19 protein-coding genes are annotated in these 18,152 nt (G+C 71.9%); 11 read left to right on the top strand and 8 right to left on the bottom strand.

The window, feature by feature from the left end:
- Window positions 1–51: 51 nt before the first annotated feature.
- From E4622_RS01105 to E4622_RS01140, 8 genes are all read left to right on the top strand, one after another.
- Window positions 52–456, top strand: a complete 405-nt coding sequence (locus tag E4622_RS01105) for a phage holin family protein (RefSeq protein WP_134738258.1) — start codon at window positions 52–54, stop codon at window positions 454–456.
- Window positions 456–704 carry a DUF3618 domain-containing protein gene (locus tag E4622_RS01110; RefSeq protein ID WP_134738259.1) on the top strand — a complete coding sequence of 83 codons (249 nt, stop codon included), beginning with the start codon at window positions 456–458 and terminating at the stop codon, window positions 702–704. The genes E4622_RS01105 and E4622_RS01110 overlap by 1 nt, the downstream gene beginning before the upstream one ends.
- A 75-nt stretch (window positions 705–779) precedes the next feature.
- Window positions 780–1,046 carry a hypothetical protein gene (locus E4622_RS01115; RefSeq protein WP_134738260.1) on the top strand — a complete coding sequence of 89 codons (267 nt, stop codon included), beginning with the start codon at window positions 780–782 and terminating at the stop codon, window positions 1,044–1,046.
- Window positions 1,047–1,075: 29 nt separating this feature from the next.
- Window positions 1,076–1,348 (top strand): Rho termination factor N-terminal domain-containing protein, encoded by a 273-nt coding sequence (locus tag E4622_RS01120; protein ID WP_134738261.1) that lies wholly within the window; start codon window positions 1,076–1,078, stop codon window positions 1,346–1,348.
- A gap of 50 nt (window positions 1,349–1,398) precedes the next feature.
- Complete coding sequence (locus E4622_RS01125) at window positions 1,399–1,608, top strand: hypothetical protein (RefSeq protein WP_134738262.1); 210 nt, start codon at window positions 1,399–1,401, stop codon at window positions 1,606–1,608.
- A gap of 128 nt (window positions 1,609–1,736) precedes the next feature.
- Complete coding sequence (locus E4622_RS01130) at window positions 1,737–2,036, top strand: hypothetical protein (protein WP_245155832.1); 300 nt, start codon at window positions 1,737–1,739, stop codon at window positions 2,034–2,036.
- Window positions 2,037–2,075: 39 nt separating this feature from the next.
- On the top strand, window positions 2,076–2,948 hold the full coding sequence (locus tag E4622_RS01135) for a TIGR03619 family F420-dependent LLM class oxidoreductase (protein ID WP_134738263.1): 873 nt from the start codon (window positions 2,076–2,078) through the stop codon (window positions 2,946–2,948).
- Between the two features lie 8 nt (window positions 2,949–2,956).
- On the top strand, window positions 2,957–3,343 hold the full coding sequence (locus E4622_RS01140; protein WP_134738264.1) for a VOC family protein: 387 nt from the start codon (window positions 2,957–2,959) through the stop codon (window positions 3,341–3,343).
- Window positions 3,344–3,359: 16 nt separating this feature from the next.
- On the opposite strand, the gene E4622_RS01145 is transcribed toward E4622_RS01140, so the two are convergent.
- Window positions 3,360–4,154, bottom strand: a complete 795-nt coding sequence (locus tag E4622_RS01145) for an SDR family oxidoreductase (protein WP_134738265.1) — start codon at window positions 4,152–4,154, stop codon at window positions 3,360–3,362.
- Between the two features lie 27 nt (window positions 4,155–4,181).
- A complete protein-coding gene (locus tag E4622_RS22590) occupies window positions 4,182–4,325 on the bottom strand; it encodes a GPGG-motif small membrane protein (protein WP_167735937.1) in 144 nt (47 codons plus the stop codon).
- Window positions 4,326–4,453: 128 nt separating this feature from the next.
- Between E4622_RS22590 and xylB the strand changes: the two genes are divergently transcribed.
- The 3 genes from xylB to E4622_RS01160 are packed head-to-tail and all read left to right on the top strand — an operon-like array spanning window position 4,454 to window position 8,212.
- A complete protein-coding gene (gene xylB, locus E4622_RS01150; RefSeq protein WP_134738266.1) occupies window positions 4,454–5,839 on the top strand; it encodes a xylulokinase in 1,386 nt (461 codons plus the stop codon).
- Between the two features lie 28 nt (window positions 5,840–5,867).
- The gene (xylA, locus tag E4622_RS01155; RefSeq protein ID WP_134738267.1) at window positions 5,868–7,034 is read left to right on the top strand and encodes a xylose isomerase; all 1,167 of its coding nucleotides are present in this window, start codon (window positions 5,868–5,870) and stop codon (window positions 7,032–7,034) included.
- A 2-nt stretch (window positions 7,035–7,036) separates the two neighbouring features.
- Window positions 7,037–8,212, top strand: coding sequence for an ROK family protein (locus E4622_RS01160; protein ID WP_134738268.1), 1,176 nt, complete (start codon window positions 7,037–7,039; stop codon window positions 8,210–8,212).
- 21 nt (window positions 8,213–8,233) lie between these two features.
- Here the strand turns inward: E4622_RS01160 and E4622_RS01165 are convergent, their stop codons facing one another.
- The 6 genes from E4622_RS01165 to E4622_RS01190 all read right to left on the bottom strand — a co-directional run bounded on the left by E4622_RS01165 (window position 8,234) and on the right by E4622_RS01190 (window position 17,993).
- On the bottom strand, window positions 8,234–9,457 hold the full coding sequence (locus E4622_RS01165) for an ROK family protein (RefSeq protein WP_134738269.1): 1,224 nt from the start codon (window positions 9,455–9,457) through the stop codon (window positions 8,234–8,236).
- A 9-nt stretch (window positions 9,458–9,466) separates the two neighbouring features.
- Window positions 9,467–10,741, bottom strand: a complete 1,275-nt coding sequence (locus E4622_RS01170) for an ABC transporter permease (protein WP_134738270.1) — start codon at window positions 10,739–10,741, stop codon at window positions 9,467–9,469.
- Window positions 10,742–10,764: 23 nt separating this feature from the next.
- A complete protein-coding gene (locus E4622_RS01175; protein WP_134738271.1) occupies window positions 10,765–11,541 on the bottom strand; it encodes an ATP-binding cassette domain-containing protein in 777 nt (258 codons plus the stop codon).
- 121 nt (window positions 11,542–11,662) lie between these two features.
- Complete coding sequence (locus E4622_RS01180; RefSeq protein WP_134738272.1) at window positions 11,663–12,751, bottom strand: substrate-binding domain-containing protein; 1,089 nt, start codon at window positions 12,749–12,751, stop codon at window positions 11,663–11,665.
- 272 nt (window positions 12,752–13,023) lie between these two features.
- Window positions 13,024–15,561 carry a bifunctional FO biosynthesis protein CofGH gene (locus E4622_RS01185; RefSeq protein WP_134738273.1) on the bottom strand — a complete coding sequence of 846 codons (2,538 nt, stop codon included), beginning with the start codon at window positions 15,559–15,561 and terminating at the stop codon, window positions 13,024–13,026.
- A 71-nt stretch (window positions 15,562–15,632) separates the two neighbouring features.
- Complete coding sequence (locus E4622_RS01190; protein ID WP_134738274.1) at window positions 15,633–17,993, bottom strand: MMPL family transporter; 2,361 nt, start codon at window positions 17,991–17,993, stop codon at window positions 15,633–15,635.
- Between the last annotated feature and the right edge of the window lie 159 nt (window positions 17,994–18,152).

Consider the following 18,152-nt stretch of genomic DNA (forward strand, 5'->3'; position numbering starts at 1 on the left):
GCGACCGCGCACTGACCGTTTGCCCCGTCGTGGGCGGGGCACCGGACCCCCATGAGTCACACCCCCACGCCTCCGGCTTCCGAGGAGCCTCTCGGCGCGCTGGTGCACCGGCTGTCCGAGCAGATCCCCGAGCTGGTCCGCAGCGAGCTGCGCCTGGCGCAGACCGAGCTCGCCGAGAAGGGCAAGCGTGCCGGCATCGGCGCCGGGATGTTCGGGGCCGCGGGTCTGCTGGCGCTCTTCGGCGCCGCGACCCTGGTCGCCACGGCCGTGCTGGCGCTCGACCTCGTCCTGCCCGCCTGGGCGGCCGCGCTGATCGTGGCCGCCGTGCTGCTGGCCGCGGCGGGCCTCGTCGCGCTGCGGGGCAAGAAGGAGATCCAGACCGCCACGCCGGCGGCGCCCGAGCGGGCCATCGCCGGCGTCAAGGAAGACGTCGCCGTCGTGAAGGGACAGCACTGATGTCGAGCAACGGAAGCACCCCCGAGCAGCTCGAGGCCGACATCGCGCGGCAGCGTGAGGCGCTCGCCGAGACCGTGGACGCCCTGCACCAGCGCCTCGACGTGAAGTCCCGCGCGCGGGGCAAGGCCGCCGAGCTCAAGGGCCGCGCCACCACGGCCGACGGCTCGCCGCGTCCCGACCTCCTCGCCGGCGCCGCGCTCGCCGCGGTCCTGGTCGTCGCCCTCGTCGTGTGGCGTCGCCGCCGCTGACGTCGTACCACTCCTCGTCCCACCCAGTCCCTCCATCCAGTCCTTCCACCCAGTCCCCGATCCAAGGAGCACCCCATGAAGAAGTTCCCCCTCCTCGTCGCCGCCGGCGTCGGCTACGTCCTCGGCGCCAAGGCCGGCCGCGGCCGCTACGAGCAGATCCGCACGGGCGCGCAGAAGATCGCCGAGAACCCCACCGTGCAGTCCGCCACGCACAAGGCCTCCGAGGCGGTCGCGACCCAGGCCGCCGCCGCGGCCGACGTCGCCAAGGAGAAGGTCACCGACGTGGCTTCCGCCGCAGCCGACAAGGTGCGTCACGAGACGTCGATCAACCCGGCTCCGTAACCGACCCACATCTCGCGGAGGGAGCCGTCATGCCGGCCGACGAGAAGCCAGGTCCCAGCGTCAAGGACGACGAGCTCTACGAGAAGCTCCGCGACGAGGGCAACAGCAAGGAGAAGTCGGCGCGCATCGCCAACGCGGCCGCCGGCTCGTCCCGCTCCCAGGTCGGGAAGAAGGGCGGCGAGTCCGGGTCGTACGACGACTGGACGGTCGACGACCTGCGCAAGCGTGCCGCCGAGCTGGACATCGAGGGCCGCTCGTCGATGACCAAGGAGGACCTGATCGACGCCCTCCGCCACCACTGAGCCGCACCGCGGGCTGACTGCCGCACGCGCGTCCGGGGTACCGGCCGACCATGGAGAACGAGAAGCTGGAAGCAGTTCAGGCCGTCGTCGACCGCGTGACCTCGTGGCAGGACGGTGCGACCGAGGGGACCGTCGCCGAGGAGCTCCGCAAGGGGGCCACCGAGGTCGGCGTCGACCTCTCCGACGACGACATCGCCAAGCTGGCGGACGCGATCGAGTCGCGCCACGGTGCCGTGCACGCCTCGGAGGTCCTGTCCTGACCGGCCCGGACCCCGCGCACGTCCGCCCCGACGGGGTCTCCGACGACACCGTCAGCGCCCTCGGCAAGCTGTCGGAGGCGCTGGAGGCCGTCGAGGCCGCGCGCGGTCACCTCTACGCCTTCCACCGGTTGTGCGGGACCGCCGACCTCACGCTGGGCGACGCGGTCGACGAGCTCCGCGACGCCGGGCACGACGACCTGGCCGATCGCATCTCCGAGGAGCTGGTGGGCCGCAACGTGCTCGAGGGGCGCTGGTCCTTCCAGATCGTCGAGGACTACGACGACCACTACTGGTCGGCGTTCCGCGACCTGGAGCGCACGGCGCGCGAGGAGCTGGTACAGGGCCGTCGCCATCTTTTCGAGTCGGAGATGAAGGAGGACCGCCGCACCCACGGCCGTCCCCACCACGAGTCCAGACCTGGGGACTGAACGAGAACACGTTCTAGTTCGGGACGCTAGGCTCCGGCCATGCGCTTCTCGATCGTGACCGCCTTCCAGCCGTGCGACCAGCTGGTGCCGCTGGCGCGGGCCGCCGACGAGCTCGGCTACCACGCCATCTCGGTGCCCGACCACGTCGTGGACCTCGAGGTGCTTCAGACGCCCTACCCCTACACGCCCGACGGCAGGCGGCGGTGGGACACCGACTCGGAGTGGCCCGACCCGTGGGTGCTCATCGGCATGCTCGCCGGTGTGACCACCCGGGTGCGCTTCTTCACCAGCGTCTACGTCAACGCCCTGCGCAACCCCTTCCAGGTGGCCAAGACCGTCGGCACGGCTGCCGTGCTGTCGGGGGACCGGGTCGCGCTGGGGGTGGGCATCGGCTGGTGCCGGGAGGAGTTCGAGCTGCTCGGCCAGGACTTCCGGACCCGCGGCCGGCGTACGGACGAGGGGCTCGCCCTGATGAAGGCCCTGTGGCAGCCAGGGTGGACGGAGTTCGAGGGCGAGTTCTACTCCGCACCCAGGATGATGATGAACCCCTCGCCCGCGGCCCCGGTCCCGATCTACGTCGGCGGCCTGTCCGAGATCGCGTTCGCCAGGGCCGCCCGCCACGACGGCTGGGTGGGTGACATCTACACGGTGCAGGAGGCGGTCGAGCACGCGCGCCGGCTGCAGGAGGTGCGGGACGAGGCGGGCGCGACCGGCGACTTCCAGATCATCACGGCCCTGTCCGACGCGTTCCTGCCCGAGCACTTCGAGACCGCCGAGGCCGGCGGCGTGACCGAGGTCTGGACGATGCCGTGGGCCTACTACCACGGCCTCGACGCGACGCTGGCGCAGAAGATCGACGGCATGGAGCGCTTCGCCGCCGACGTGATCGTCCCCCTGGGTCCCTCGCACTAAGGTGCAGCATGGCGCGCGCGATCCATCACCTCGACCTCTGGGTCTCCGACCCCCTCCTCGCCGCTGACGAGTGGGGTTGGCTGCTCGGCGAGCTGGCCTGGGAGATCGACATCCCCGGGTCCTCGTGGGTGCACCCCGACGGCACCTACCTCTTCCTCGAGCGCTCCGCCGACCAGTCGCCCGAGCCCCACGACCGGCTGCGGCCCGGGGTCAACCACCTCGCGCTGCACGTCGAGAGCCGCGAGCGGCTCGACCGGCTGCGCGCCGAGTCGTCCGCGCACGGGTGGCGCGAGCTGTTCGCCGACCGCTACCCCCACGCCGGCGGCGACCAGCACGTCGCGCTCTACGTCGAGAGCTCGGAGGGCTTCGAGGTGGAGGTCGTCGTCGAGGGCTGACCCGTCGCCGGCGGCCTCAGGGCAGGATCGAGTCGACGTAGCCACCGTCGACCCGCACGGCGGCGCCGGTGGTCGCCGACGCCAGCGGTGAGCTGAGGTACGTCACCATGTGGGCGATCTCCTCGGGCTCGATGAGCCGCTGGAGGAGGGACTGCGGGCGGTGCTCGCGCATGAAGCGGCGCTGCGCCTCGTCCCACTCCAGGTCGTCGCCGACCAGGCTGTGGACGAAGTCCTCGACCCCGCCGGTGTGCGTGGGGCCGGCGATGACGGAGTTGACCGTGACGCCGGTGCCGGCGGCGGTCTTGGCGAACCCGCGGGACACCGCGAGCAGCGCGGTCTTGGACATCCCGTAGTGGACCATCTCGACCGGGGTCACCACCGCGGAGTCGCTGGCGATGTAGAGGACGCGGCCCCAGCCGCGCTCGGTCATCGAGGGCAGGAGCTCGCGGGTCAGGCGCACGGCCGCGAGGACGTTGACGTCGAAGAAGCGGCGCCACTCCTCGTCGGTGATCTCGAGCGCGGGACGGGACTCGAAGATGCCGAGGTTGTTCACCAGGACGTCGACGTCGGGCACCGCGGCGACCGCGGTCGCCGCGCCCTCCTCGGTCGTCACGTCGGCGACGACCTCGACGAGGTCGGCGTCCGGGAGCGTCTCGCGCAGCGTGGCGATCGCCCGGGTGACCGACTCGGTCGAGCGGCCGTTGACGCCGACGCGGGCACCGGCCTGCGCGAGCCCGTGGGCGATCGCGAGGCCGATGCCCTGCGTGGATCCGGTGACGAGGGCAGCCTTGCCGCGGAGGTCGATGTGCATGCGTCGACCGTACGCGGGGCCGCCCGGCTACTTGAAGATGCTGTAGCCACCCGGGCCGACGGCGAGGCCGACGATGATCAGCACGACGCCCCAGAGGGTCTCGCCCTTGAAGAGCTGGAAGATACCGGCGATGACCAGGATCACCGCGATGATCCAGAGGATGAAGCCCATGTGGTGCTCCTTGCGTAGGTGGTGCTCGGACGCGGTCGCCCGATGTTCCAGCATCGCAGTACCCGGCGGTGCTCGGGAGTAGTCAGCCGGGGGTTGACTTAAGTTCGAGTCTCGTACTTAATGGAGGAATGGCTCTGGTGCTCGGTGTGGACTCCTCGACGCAGTCGACGAAGGCGGTCCTGGTGGACGCGGCCGACGGCACGGTGGTGGACGAGCGCAGCGCGCCCCACCCCGACGGCACCGAGGTCGACCCGCGCGCCTGGCTGGCGGCGTACGACGAGGCGACGGACGGGCTGCTCGAGCGCGCCGACGCGATCGCGGTCGGCGGGCAGCAGCACGGCATGGTGGCCCTCGGTGACGACGGCGAGCCGGTGCGCGAGGCGCTGCTGTGGAACGACACGCGGTCGGCCGAGGCCGCGCGCACGCTCGTCGAGGAGATGGGCGGTCCCGACGCCTGCGCGAGCGAGGTGGGCAGCGTCCTGGTCGCCTCGTTCACCGTGACCAAGCTGCGCTGGTTGCGCGACCACGAGCCCGACCGGGCGGCCGCCGTGCGCGAGGTCCTGCTGCCCCACGACTACGTCTCGCGCCACGCCTGCGCCCCGGGGACCGCCGCGTTCACCGACCGCGGCGACGCCTCGGGCACCGGCTACTTCGACGCCCGGAGCGCATCGTGGCGCCCCGAGCTGGCCGCCGCGGCGCTCGGGCACGAGCCGGCGCTCCCGCGCGTCGCACCCGACGGTTCCGCCGCCGCCGAGACCGCCGCGGGCCAGGTCGTCGCCCCCGGCACCGGCGACAACATGGCCGCCGCCCTCGGCATGGGGCTGGGCGCCGGCGACGTGCTCATCTCGATCGGCACGTCGGGCGTCGCCTCCGCGGTGAGCGCCACCCCGGTCGCCGACGGCACCGGCACCGTCACCGGCTTCGCCGACGCGCAGGGCGGCTACCTCCCGATGGTCACGACCATGAACGCCGCGCGGATCCTCGCCCTGCAGGCGCGGTGGCTCGGCGTCGACCTCGACACCCTCGCCGAGCTCGCGCTGGCCTCCGAGCCCGGCGCGCACGGAGTGGCGCTGCTGCCCTACTACGGCGGCGAGCGCACGCCCAACCGTCCCTCCGCGGTCGGCACCTGGACCGGTCTGACCGAGGCCACCACCCGCGAGGACCTCGCCCGCGCCGCCTTCGAGGCGCTCCTGTGCTCCCTGGCCGACGCGGTCGACCACCTGGCCGCGACCACGGGGGACCAGCCGCAGCGGGTGCTCATGGTCGGCGGCGCGACCCGCAGCGCCGCCGTGCGCGCCCTCGCCCCGGCCATCCTCGGCCGCCCGGTCACGCTCCCGCCGCCGGGGGAGTACGTCGCCCGCGGCGCCGCCCGCCAGGCCGCCTGGGCGCTGTCGGGTGAGAGCGCTGCTCCCGAGTGGGCACTGGCCGACACCGTCGAGCTCGAGGCCGCGCCGACCCCCCACGTCCGCGAGGCCTACGCCCGGCTGCGCGACCGCACCGACACCTGGTCCTGACCCCATCCAGCACACGAGAGGCACCACCATGACCCAGATCCCCACCCCTCGCCCCGAGGACAAGTTCTCCTTCGGCCTCTGGACCGTCGGCTGGCAGGGCCGCGACCCGTTCGGCGAGGCCACCCGCGAGCCCATGGACCCCGTCCACGCGCTCGAGAAGCTCGCCGAGCTCGGCGCCTACGGCGTCAACTTCCACGACGACGACCTGATCCCCTTCGGCAGCGACGACGCGTCGCGCGACGCGATCATCGAGCGCTTCAAGAAGGGCCTGGCCGACACCGGCCTGGTCGTCACCACCTCCACCACCAACCTGTTCACGCACCCGGTGTTCAAGGACGGCGGCTTCACCTCCAACCTGCGCGACGTGCGCCGCTTCGCGATCCGCAAGGTCATGCGCAACATCGACCTCGCCGCCGAGCTCGGCGCCGAGATCTACGTCGCCTGGGGCGGCCGCGAGGGTGCCGAGTACGGCGCGTCCAAGGACGTCGCCGCCGCGCTCGACCGCTACAAGGAGGCCTTCGACCTGCTCGGCCAGTACGTCGTCGACCAGGGCTACGACCTCAAGTTCGCCATCGAGCCCAAGCCCAACGAGCCGCGCGGCGACATCCTGCTGCCGACGATCGGCCACGCCCTGGCCTTCATCGAGACGCTCGAGCGCCCGGAGATGGTGGGTGTCAACCCCGAGATCGGGCACGAGGAGATGGCCGGCGTCAACGCCGCCCACGGCTACGCCCAGGCGCTGTGGCAGGGCAAGCTCTTCCACATCGACCTCAACGGCCAGCACGGCCCGCGCTACGACCAGGACCTGCGCTTCGGCGCCGGCAACGTGCGCGGCGCCTTCTGGGTCGTCGACACCCTGCTCGCCGGTGGCTACGACGGCACCGTCCACTTCGACTACAAGCCGGCGCGCACCGACGGCGAGGCCGGCGTGTGGGCGTCGGCCCAGGCCTGCATGACCAACTACCTCGTCCTGCGCGAGAAGGCCCTGGCCTTCCGCGCCGACCCCGAGGTGCAGGAGGCGCTGGCCGCGGCGGCCCTGCCCGAGCTGGCCAAGCCCACCCTGGGCGAGGGCGAGACCTGGCAGCAGCTCAAGGACTGGGAGCTGCCCGACGTCGAGGCGCTCGCCGTCCACGAGGCCGGCTTCGAGCGCCTGGACCAGCTGGCCCTCGAGCACCTGTACGGCGTCCGCGGCTGACGATGGGCCCGGCGATCGGCTCGGACCTGCCGGCCAGCACGGAGGGCCTGCGGCGACGCAACACCTCGCTCGTGCTCCGGAGCCTGCGCCAGCAGGGTCCGGCCACCCGCGCGGAGCTCGCCAAGCGCACCGGGCTGGCCAAGGCCACGGTCGGGGTCATCGTCGGCGGGCTCGCGGAGGCGGCCGCGGTCGACGAGGCCGACTCCGTGCCCGGCGGCCGCGGCCGGCCCGGTCGTCCGGTCACGCTCACGGGCCGAGGCCTCCTGGGCCTCGGCCTGGAGCTCAACGTCGACTACGTCTCCGCGGTCCTGCTCGACCTGGGGGGCCGGGTCCGCCTCAGCGAGACCCGGCCCGCCACCGACGCCGCGCGGCTCCCGGCACTGCTGGAGCTCGCGCGTGACGTCGTACGGCGGGAGCCGGCGGGGCGGCTCGTGGGCGCGATGGTGGCCGTGCCCGGCCTGGTTCGGGGCGACGACCGCTCCGTGGCCTGGACGCCCAACCTGGACGCCACCGGGCTGGCCGCCGACGTCGAGGCCGCCCTCGACGGGCGCTGCGGAGTCTCGGTGGGCAACGACGCCAACTGCGCCGCCTACGCCGAGTCCCACCACGGCGCGGCCACCGGGGTGGCCCACGCGCTCTACCTCACCGGCACCGTCGGCATCGGTGCCGGCATCGTCAGCGACGGCCGCCTCCAACGCGGGTCGACCGGCTTCGCGGGGGAGGTCGGCCACATGCCGATCGGCGACTCCACCGCGCTGTGCGGCTGCGGGCGGCGCGGCTGCTGGGAGGCCTCCGTGGGACTGCACGCCATGCTCACCGCGGTCGGGCTCCCCGAGCTCGCCACCCCGCTGCGCTCGGCCCAGGCGGTGGCGGCCCGCGCCTCGGCGGACCCCGCCGTGCGCGAGGCGCTCGCCCGGCTGGGCCAGGACGTCGGCCTCGGCCTCGCCGTCCTGGCCAACGTGCTCGACCCCGAGGTCGTCGTCCTCGGCGGCTACTTCGTGCCGCTGGGGGAGCACGTGCTCGCCCCCGCCCGCCGCTCCCTGGACGAGCGGCTGCCCTCGGCGGCCCAGCGCCGCCCCGAGCTGCGGCTGAGCACCCTCGGCATGGAGGCCGCCGCACTCGGCGCGGCCGAGCTCGCGCTCGAGGGTGTCTTCTCCGGCGACGTTCCCGTCACCTGAGGCGAGACTCCGCGCTCCGCGTCAGCCGGCGAGCTTCGCGCCGACGCCGGTGATCGCGGTGTGGAGGCCGGCGACCGGGTCGACGAACAGCGGCTCGAGCGCGATCTCCGCGGCGCCGAGCAGCACCGAGTCGGCGCCGAGGCCGGGCAGGGTGAGGGTGACCGACTCCAGGGGAGCGGGCAGGGCACGCTGGGCGAGTGCGGCGTTGACGTCGGTGCGCACCAGCCGGAAGAGCTCGCGGAAGTAGCCGCCGAGCACCACCACGCGCGGGTTGAACGCGTTGACGATGCTGGCCAGGCCGTGGCCGAGGTGGGTGCCGATGACGCGCAGCTCGGGGGTCGGCTCGCGGAAGCCCTCGAGCACCTCGCCCAGCTGGGCGACCTGCTCCTGGGGGCAGCCGATCGCGGCGGCGATGGCGTGGGCGCCGACCTCGGTCTCCCAGCAGCCGCGGTTGCCGCAGTGGCAGGGGTGTCCGGAGGGGTTGAAGCTCAGGTGGCCGACCTCGCCGGAGTAGCCGCCCGCGCCCTCGAGCCGGAAGCCGCCGGTGATGACGCCGGCGCCGACGCCGACGTTGCCGGAGACGTAGATGAGGTCGTCGATGCCCAGGCCCGCACCGCGGTAGTGCTCCGCGAGGGCGCCGAGGTCGGCGTCGTTCGCGACGAGCACGGGGACGTCGACACCGAGCGCGGCCAGGATGATCGACCCGAACGACACGTCGTGCCACTCGAGGTTGGGTGCCAGCCGGATCAGGCCGTCGTTGCGCCGGACCATGCCGGGCACGCTGACGCCGATCCCGACCAGGGGAGCGGTGTCGGGGCTGTCGGCCACGACCGTGCGGATCAGGTGGGCGACGGTGCCGCCCACCTGCCAGGCCTCGCTGCCGCCGACGATCGGCGCGGTCGCCCGGTGCTGGATGTCGCCACCCAGGCCGACGCGGGCGACGACGACGCGGTCCACGCCGAGGTCGACCGCGATGACGAACGGCCCGCTGCGCGAGATCCCCACGCCGGCCGAGGGACGTCCGGCGCCGGTGCGCGGGTGGGCGGGCAGGGCCCGCTCCGTGACGCCCAGCGACTCCAGCTCGCCGACCAGCCCTGCGATGGTGCTGCGGTTCAGCCCCATCTGCAGGGTCAGGTCGGCCCGCGACATCGTGCCCGCGCGGTGGACGTGACGCAGGAGGGTGCCCAGGTTGTGGCGCCGGACCCCCTCCTGGTTCGTCCCGAGACCGGAGCGCTGACGGCTCATGAGGTCGGCCTAGACGCCCGCCGCGGAGCGACGACGGCGCGAGATGGCGTCCACGCTCGCGGCCAGGAGCAGCACGCCACCGGTCACGAGCAGGTTGATGTAGGCCGCCTGGTTGAGCAGGCCCAGCCCGTTGGGGATGGTCGCGATGACGAGGCCGCCGATGACGGCGTCCATCGCGCGACCACGTCCGCCGAAGAGGCTGGTGCCGCCGATGACGGCCGCCGCGACGGCGTACAGCAGCTCGTTGCCGCCACCGGAGCCCGGGGAGACCTTGCCGGTGTACGACGCGGCGAGCAGCCCGCTCACCGCCGCCATCGAGGAGGCGATGACGAAGGCGGAGATGCGGATCCTGGTCACGTTGATGCCGGCACGACGGGCGGCCTCGGCGTTGCCGCCGACCGCGTAGAGGTGACGCCCGAAGCGGGTCCGGGTGAGCACGAACGTCCAGAACAGCAGCAGCGCGATGACCACGGGCAGGACCCACGGGATGCCGCTGATGTTGAAGAGGTTCGGGTTGGGCGCGCGGTTGGCGCTCAGCAGGGCGGTGAGGCCGAAGATGATCACGGCCAGGACGACGATCTGGATGATCACCAGCGGCAGGGGCTGGTGCACCAGGCCGCGTGCCGAGCGGGACCGGTAGCGCCACAGCGCCAGCGCGGCGAAGCCGAGCACGATCACGACGGCGGCGATCCAGCCGGCGGTCACCGGGACGTTCTTGATGGACAGCCCGCGCAGGACCTCGTTGTTGAAGCGCAGCGAGCCGCCGGAGCCGATCAGCTTGAGCGGGATGGCCTGAAGGGCGAGGAAGAACGCCAGGGTGACGACGAACGAGGGGATCCCGAGGAACGAGACCAGGGCCCCGATCGCCAGGCCGATGACGGCGCCGACGACGATGCCGGCGATCGTGGCCAGCAGCCAGTGCCAGTCGTGGTCGATCAGCATCAGTGCCGTGACGCACGCGGACGCACCGCCCGCCACGCCGGCGGACAGGTCGATCTCGCCCAGCAGCAGGACGAACACCAGGCCCATCGCCAGGACGATGATGGAGCCGGCCTGCACGACCAGGTTGGCCATGTTGTACGTCGTGAGGAACCGGTCGTGAAGGGTCGAGAAGACGACGAACAGCACGACCAGTCCGAGGATGGCGGGCAGCGAGCCCATGTCGCCGCCGCGCAGGCGGTTGACGTAGTCGCGGGCCGAGTCGCCGAGAGTCACCGCCTGACGGTTGTCGCTGGCGAAGGCGCCGTCGGCGGGCTTCGCGGGGGTGTCGGATTCGACAGACATGATGAGAGGTTCTCCGGTCCTGGTCAGACGGTCGCGGTCGCGGGGTTCTCGGCGATGCCGAGATCTCCGGAGCGTCCGGCGGTGATGAGCTCGACGATCCGGCCGTGGGTGACTTCCTCGACGTGGACGTCGGCGGCCACGCGGCCGAGGTAGAGCGCGGTGACGCGGTCGGCGACCTCCATGACGTCGCCCATGTTGTGCGAGATCAGCACGACGCCCAGGCCGCGGTCGGCGAGGCGGCGCACGAGGTCCAGGACCTGGCGCGTCTGCGCGACGCCGAGAGCGGCGGTGGGCTCGTCGAGGAGCACGACCTTGGAGTTCCACAGCACGGCCTTGGCGATGGCCACGGTCTGGCGCTGGCCGCCGGACAGGCTCGAGACGCTCTGGCGCACGGACTTGACGGTGCGCACCGACAGCGAGGCGAGGGTCTCGCGCGCGCGCGACTCCATCGCGACCTCGTCGAGGGTGATGCCCTTGGTCTCCTCGCGGCCGAGGAACATGTTCTCGACGATGTCGAGGTTCTCGCAGAGGGCGAGGTCCTGGTAGACGACCTCGACGCCGAGGGCGGCGACGTCGCGCGGCCCGTGGACGTTGACGGACTGGCCGTCGAAGAGGTAGTCACCGGTGTCCCGGCCGTAGATGCCGGCGATGATCTTGACCAGCGTGGACTTGCCCGCACCGTTGTCGCCCACGAGGGCGGTGACCTGGCCGGGGTAGACGGCGAAGTCGACATCGTGCAGGACGTGCGCCACGCCGAAGCTCTTGTTGACCCCGCGCAGCTCGAGCAGCGGTTGTGCCATGAGGTCGGACTCCTCAGTAGTCGTAAAGGGATGAACGAGCAGCGCCCGGACCGATGGTCCGGCCCGGGCGCCGCTCGAGCAGGTCCGCCCCACGAGAGGCGGTCTGCAGTGGTTCAGACGGTCAGGAGATCCCGGCCTCGGTGCACATCGCGGCGAACTCGCCGGAGCACACGTCCTCGGCCTTCTGGCCACCGTCGGTGATCACGTCGCCCACGTTGTCCTTGGTGATGGACTGCGGGTCGAGCAGGATCGAGGGAACCTCGCTCTGGTCGGACGAGTCGACCGTGGTGCCGGTGGTCTTGGCGTCGTCACCGTTGACCAGCGCGATGGCGGTCTCGGCGAGGGCGTTGGCCTCCTGCGTGGCGGACTTGTAGACCGTCATGCACTGGGTGCCGGCGAGGACGTTCTGCAGACCCTCGACCGTGGCGTCCTGACCGGTGACCGGGACCTTGCCGGCCTGGCCAGCGCCCTCGAGGATGCCGATGGCAGCGCCACCGAGACCGTCGTTGGCGGCGAGGACGCCGTCGACCTTGCCGTCAGCGGCGGTGTAGAGCTGCTGGAAGATCGTCGCAGCCTCCTCGTTGTCCCACTCGGGGACGGCCTGCTCGCCGACGACCTTGTAGCTGGTCATCGAGTCGAGGACGCTGTGCGCACCCTCGGCGAAGAGCGTGGCGTTGTTGTCCGTGGGCGCTCCGTTGAGGTAGACGATGTTCGCGTCCTTCTCACCGAGGCAGTCGGCCAGACCCTGGCCCTGCAGCTCGCCGACCTTGGTGTTGTCGAACGAGACGTAGTACTCGGCGCTGCCGCCGAGGGTCAGGCGGTCGTAGTCGATCGTCGCGACGCCCTGCTCCTTGGCCTTCTCCTGGATCGCCGCGCCCGACTCGGAGTCGAGGTTGACGATCGCCAGCACGGTGACGCCGTTGCCGATCATGGTGTCGGCGATCTGCGTCATGCGCTCCGCGTCGCCCTCGGCGTTCTGGATGTCGTACTCGACACCGGCCTCCTTGAAGGCCGACTCGAGGGCCGGACGGTCCGCGCTCTCCCACCGGACCGAGGACTCGGTGTCGGGCAGGATGACGCCGATCTTGCCGTCCGCCGCACCGCCGTCGCCGCCGCCCTTGTCGCTGCTGTCGTCGTCGTTGCCGCATGCCGACAGGGACAGGGCGACGCCCATGAGCCCGACGACTACCAAACTGTGCTTTCGCTTCACGCGAACCGCCTCCTCGCGGTGATGGGCGCCGCCTCCACCGAAGAAAAGGCGCCTGTTTGTTGTCTCGCACAACTTAAGCAGTGACTGCAGTCACGTCCAGAGAATGAAGAAAATGTTTCCAGAACGTGTCCTAGCGCCGCGTGGTTGCTGGTCTGGACCGCCATTGACGATACGGGCACGCGCACTGATCCAGGGTGGAACCCCGGGGGTTTGTTGTTCGACACACCGTTTAACCGGAGGTGGGCGGCGCGGACGCGAGGGGCGCGGCGCGGTCAGCGAGCGGCGTACGTCGTGGTGCGCTCGCGCACCGGGCGGCCGATCCCGGCGCCGATCTCCACCAGCTCCGCCACCGTCTTGGCCGAGCCGTGCTCGGAGCCGGCCATCCGCGAGATGGTCTCCTCCATCAGCGTGCCGCCGACGTCGTTGCAGCCGGCCCGGAGCATCGCGCGGGTGCCCTCGGTGCCGAGCTTGACCCAGGAGGTCTGGATGTTGTCGATACGGCCGTGCAGCAGGATCCGTGCCATGGCGTGGACCGCGAGGTTGTCGCGCATCGTGGGCCCGGGACGGGCCACGCCGGCGAGGTAGATCGGCGAGGAGGTGTGCACGAACGGCAGCGGGACGAACTCGGTGAAGCGCGCCGCGCCGTGCTCGAGGGAGGCGTCCTGGATGCGGCTGAGCACGCGCAGGTGGTTGACCCAGTGGCGCGGGTTGTCGACGTGGCCGTACATCATCGTCGACGTCGTCGGGATGCCGACGCGGTGGGCGGTGGAGATGACCTCGATCCACGTGCGCGTGGGGAGCTTGCCCTTGGTGAGCACCCAGCGGACCTCGTCGTCGAGGATCTCGGCGGCGGTGCCCGGTAGCGAGCCGAGCCCGGCCTCGCGGGCCTTGATCAGGAAGTCCTCGATCGAGAGGCCGGTGCGGGCGGTGCCGTTGACGATCTCCATCGGCGAGAACGCGTGCACGTGCATGTGGGGGACGCGGGTCTTGACCGCCGTGACGAGGTCGAAGTAGGCCGACGCGGGCAGCTCGGGGTCGATCCCGCCCTGCATGCACACCTCGGTGGCGCCGAGGTCCCAGGCCTCCTCCGCGCGGTCGGCGACCTCGTCGAGGGAGAGGCTGTAGGCGTCGGCGTCGGTGCGCCGCTGGGCGAAGGCGCAGAACCGGCAGCCGACGTAGCAGACGTTGGTGAAGTTGATGTTGCGGTTGACGACGTAGGTGACGTCGTCCCCGACGGTCTCGCGGCGCAGGTCGTCGGCCAGCCTCGTCACCTGGTCGAGGAGAGGGCCCTCGGCGGTCATCAGCGTGTAGGCGTGCTCGTCGGAGAGGTTGCCCGGGTCGGTCTCCGCGGCGCGCAGGGCGTCGGCGCCCTCGGCGTGGAGCACCGCGGGGGCGCCGTCGACGCTCCCGGTGCTGGCGGCGGCGTCCTTGACCGAGCCCCAGTCGCCGTAGACGTCGGCGAAGTCGGAGCGACGGTCCTCGGTGCGGCCCTCGGTGTCGACGGCCGTGTGCAGGTCGGTGCGACCAGCCGAGGCGAAGCCGCCGTCGGGCTCCTGCCAGGGCAGCCCGACCGGGCGTACGCCGGGCCGCGCGAGGCCGTCGTCGGTCGCGAGGGCGGCGACGTGCGCCGAGACCCGGGGGTCGAGCCAGGGGCTGCCGCCGTCGAGGGCGGCGCGGACGTACTCGGGGTGGACCGTGAGCCGTGGCTTGAGCTCGAAGCCGCACTGGGCGGTGAGGTCGGTCAGCCGCTCGAGGCTGGGCCAGGGGCGCTCGGGGTTGACGTGGTCCGGGGTCAGCGGCGAGACGCCACCCCAGTCGTCGACGCCGGCGTCGAGCAAGGCGCGGCACTCCTGGAGGTCCACGAGGTTGGGCGGCGCCTGGACGCGCGCCTTGGGCCCGAGGACGAGGCGGGTGACGGCGATGACCGCGCGGTAGTCGTCCAGCGGCAGATCGTCGGCGTGGCGCATGGCGGTGTCCGGCTTGGACCGGAAGTTCTGGACGATGACCTCCTGCACGCCACCGAACTGGGTCGACACCTTGCGCAGCGCGAAGATCGTCTCCGCCCGCTCCTGCAGCGTCTCGCCGATGCCCACCAGGAGCCCGGTGGTGAAGGGGATCGAGAGCCGACCGGCGTCCTCGAGGACGCGCAGCCGGACGGCGGGGTCCTTGTCGGGCGAGCCGAAGTGGGCCTCGCCCTTGGTCTCGAACAGCCGCCGCGAGGTCGTCTCGAGCATCATCCCCATGGAGGGGGAGACCGGCTTGAGCCGGTTCATCTCCTCCCACGACATGACGCCGGGGTTGAGGTGGGGGAGCAGCCCGGTCTCCTCCAGCACCCGCACCGCCATCGCGCGGACGTAGGCCAGGGTGGAGTCGTAGCCCTTGGAGTCCAGCCACTCGCGGGCCTCCGGCCAGCGGTCCTCGGGGCGGTCGCCCAGCGTGAACAGCGCCTCGAGGCAGCCCATCTCGGCACCTCGGCGGGCGATGTCGAGGATCTCGTCGGGGGACAGGAACATCTCGTGCCCGGCGCGACGCAGCTGGCCGGGCGACTCCACGAACGTGCAGTAGTGGCACCGGTCGCGGCACAGCTTGGTGACCGGGATGAAGACCTTGGGGGAGTACGTCACGACGCCCGGGCGGCCCGCGGCGGTGAGCCCGGCGTCGCGCACGCGAGCGGCGGCGGCGGTGAGCCGGTCGAGGTCCTCGCCCCGGGCTGCGAGCAGCACGGTCGCCTCCGCGACGTCGAGCGCGGCCGCGCGCTCCGCCCGCGCCAGCGCGCGACGGACCTGCTGGGGCGTGGGGAGCTCGGTCACCCCGTCCACGATAGGCGCGGGTCGGTCGGAGGACCCCCCCGGCCCACCCGCTGGAACGTCGCGGACGCCGCTCAGACGGGCACCTTCTCCTCGTCCTCCGTCGTCCCCGGGACGACCTCGTGGCCGTCGCGGTCGAGCTTGCTCGGCCACCAGATCCTGCCGCCCAGGTCGAGGTTGATCGCGGTGACCAGCACCGAGCGGACGATCATGGTGTCGAGCAGGACGCCGAGCGCCACCGCCACGCCCAGCTGGGCGAGGAAGACCAGGGGCAGCGAGCCGAGGACGAGGAACGTCGCGGCCAGCACCAGCCCGGCGGAGGTGATCACCCCGCCCGTGGACGACAGGGCGATCAGCGACCCTTGCCTCGTGCCGTGCTGCGCCGTCTCCTCGCGCACCCGCGTCATCAGGAAGATGTTGTAGTCGATGCCGAGGGCCACGAGGAAGACGAACGCGAACAGTGGGAACCCGGGGTCGGCGTGGGCGAACCCGTCGTTGACCTCGAACAGGCCGATGCGCGTGAACACCTCGGTGAAGAGCAGCGCCGAGATGCCCAGGGCGGCTCCGAAGGACAGGATCACGGTGCCGATGAGGATGAGCGGCGCGAGCAGCGCTCGCAGCAGGATCATCAGGATCAGCAGCACCACGACGAGCACGATCGGGATGATCACCCGGTTGTCCCGCTCGGAGGCGATCTTGGTGTCGAGGTAGAACGCCGAGCCGCCACCGACCAGCGCATCCGCGCCGTCGACCGCGTGGGCGGCGTCGCGGGCGGCCTCGACCGCGTCGAACGAGGCGGGCGAGGACATGTCGCTGCCGAGCGTGGCGGTGAAGAACGAGCGGCCGTCGCCGATGTCGGCCGGCTGGCTCGGGTCGCCGAGCCCGTCGACGTCGGACAGGGCGCCCGCCACGTCGGCGGCCTGCGCGGTGTTGGTCACCACCTGGACGGTGTTGGAGGTGTCGGCGAGCCCGTGGTCGGTGAGCAGGGCCTGACCCTTGATCGAGTCGAACTCCTTGGTGTACTGCTCGTCCTGCGCCAGACCCGACGGGTCGAGCTTGAACAGGCCGAGGCAGGCGAGCAGCAGCAGGCCGGTCGTGACGACCCAGACGCGCCGCGGTCGGGGCTGGATGCGGGAGCCCACCCTGGCCCAGAAGCCGGTGCCGGTCGGCTCGCGGGAGCCGAAGTCGGGTCGGCTGTGGACGCTGGTCCAGTGCTCGATCGCGACCTGGATCAGCGCCAGCAGTCCCAGCAGCGCGGCGAAGGCTCCGATGGCCCCGAGGAAGCCGCCCACGCCGCCACCGACGACGCCGGCCAGGACGGCAAGGAGCACGCCGCCGCCCAGCATCGACGCGCTGACGAGCGTCCACTTGCGGTGACTCGTGGCCTGCGGGCCGAAGACCCAGCGGCCGCAGATCACCAGGAGAGCCGGAAGCAGCACCACCATGACGAGGAACGTCACGGCGACTCCCACGGCCAGCACCGGACCGAGTCCGGCGGTGGAGTTGAGGTCGGAGAACACCAGGCACAGCAGGCCGATGACCACCGTGGCGGCGCTGGCCAGGATCGCCGGGGTCGCGCGGTGCAGGGCGAACGCCATCGCGTCGTGGCGGTCCTCGTGTCGGCGCAGCTCCTCGCGGTAGCGCGCGACCAGCAGCAGGGCGTAGTCGGTGCCGGCGCCGATCACCAGGATGCCGAGGATCGACTGGCTCTGGCCGTTGACCGTGAGGTCGGCGTACTTGGCGAGCAGGTAGACCACGCCGCCGGAGATCATGTAGGCGAAGACCGCCGAGAGGATCGGCAGCAGCCACAGGTAGGCGCTGCGGTAGGTGAGGAGCAGGATCACGATGACCACGAGCAGCGTGGCCCCGATCAAGGTCGTGTCGATGCCCTCGAACGCCTCGGACGCGTCGGCGGCCTGCCCGCCGTAGCCGGCGAGGTGGACCGTCACCCCGTCGATCTTCGCGATGTCGCGGACCTCCTTGGCGGCGTCGGGGATCGACAGCCAGCCGTCGGCTCCGAAGTTGAACGTGAACGCGAGGTTGGCGACCTCGCCGTCGTCGGACACCAGCTTGACCGGGATCCCGGCCTGCTCGGCGGTGGTGGGCGAGAGCACGCCCTCCTTGGTCACTCCGTCGACCTTCGCGATCTCCGCGGCCTGGGCGTCGAGCGCCTCGAGGTCCGCGGGCGTGAGCCCGCCGTCGCGGTGGTAGACGACCAGGGTGTCGATGTCGTTGGGGTCGACGGTGCCGGTCAGCGCCTCCAGCACCTTGGTCGACTCCGCGGACTCCGGCAGCCACGAGGAGGCCTCGTTGTTCTGGACGTCCACGAGCTTGGCGTTGAGGGGAGCCATGAGCCCCACGATGACGACCGCGCCGACCAGCACGATCCACTTGCTGATCCTGCCGGTGAGCCTGCCTGCGATCTGACGGTGCATGAGGGGGAGCCTCTCAGTGGGCGCGGACGGTCCGCATCAGGGATTTCCCCGATCAGACCTCGGGGTCGACCCGAACTCATCGCAATCCCGTGCCTGACCTGCGGTTGTCCACCCGACACCGCTCAGGGGCCGGGTGTGACCGCGCCGTCCCACTGGTCT

This window comes from Nocardioides sp. 503 (assembly GCF_004522095.1).
Classification (GTDB): Bacteria; Actinomycetota; Actinomycetes; order Propionibacteriales; family Nocardioidaceae; genus Nocardioides.

Coding starts and splice junctions, on each gene's coding strand:
- E4622_RS01165 (WP_134738269.1), bottom strand. CDS start 9,457: ATGAGCCGTCAGCGCTCCGGTCTCGGGACGAACCAGGAGGGGGTCCGG.
- E4622_RS01110 (WP_134738259.1), top strand. CDS start 456: ATGTCGAGCAACGGAAGCACCCCCGAGCAGCTCGAGGCCGACATCGCG.
- E4622_RS01140 (WP_134738264.1), top strand. CDS start 2,957: ATGGCGCGCGCGATCCATCACCTCGACCTCTGGGTCTCCGACCCCCTC.
- E4622_RS01105 (WP_134738258.1), top strand. CDS start 52: ATGAGTCACACCCCCACGCCTCCGGCTTCCGAGGAGCCTCTCGGCGCG.
- E4622_RS01170 (WP_134738270.1), bottom strand. CDS start 10,741: ATGTCTGTCGAATCCGACACCCCCGCGAAGCCCGCCGACGGCGCCTTC.
- xylA (WP_134738267.1), top strand. CDS start 5,868: ATGACCCAGATCCCCACCCCTCGCCCCGAGGACAAGTTCTCCTTCGGC.
- E4622_RS01115 (WP_134738260.1), top strand. CDS start 780: ATGAAGAAGTTCCCCCTCCTCGTCGCCGCCGGCGTCGGCTACGTCCTC.
- E4622_RS01160 (WP_134738268.1), top strand. CDS start 7,037: ATGGGCCCGGCGATCGGCTCGGACCTGCCGGCCAGCACGGAGGGCCTG.
- E4622_RS22590 (WP_167735937.1), bottom strand. CDS start 4,325: ATGGGCTTCATCCTCTGGATCATCGCGGTGATCCTGGTCATCGCCGGT.
- E4622_RS01145 (WP_134738265.1), bottom strand. CDS start 4,154: ATGCACATCGACCTCCGCGGCAAGGCTGCCCTCGTCACCGGATCCACG.
- E4622_RS01135 (WP_134738263.1), top strand. CDS start 2,076: ATGCGCTTCTCGATCGTGACCGCCTTCCAGCCGTGCGACCAGCTGGTG.
- E4622_RS01190 (WP_134738274.1), bottom strand. CDS start 17,993: ATGCACCGTCAGATCGCAGGCAGGCTCACCGGCAGGATCAGCAAGTGG.
- E4622_RS01120 (WP_134738261.1), top strand. CDS start 1,076: ATGCCGGCCGACGAGAAGCCAGGTCCCAGCGTCAAGGACGACGAGCTC.
- xylB (WP_134738266.1), top strand. CDS start 4,454: ATGGCTCTGGTGCTCGGTGTGGACTCCTCGACGCAGTCGACGAAGGCG.
- E4622_RS01125 (WP_134738262.1), top strand. CDS start 1,399: ATGGAGAACGAGAAGCTGGAAGCAGTTCAGGCCGTCGTCGACCGCGTG.
- E4622_RS01175 (WP_134738271.1), bottom strand. CDS start 11,541: ATGGCACAACCGCTGCTCGAGCTGCGCGGGGTCAACAAGAGCTTCGGC.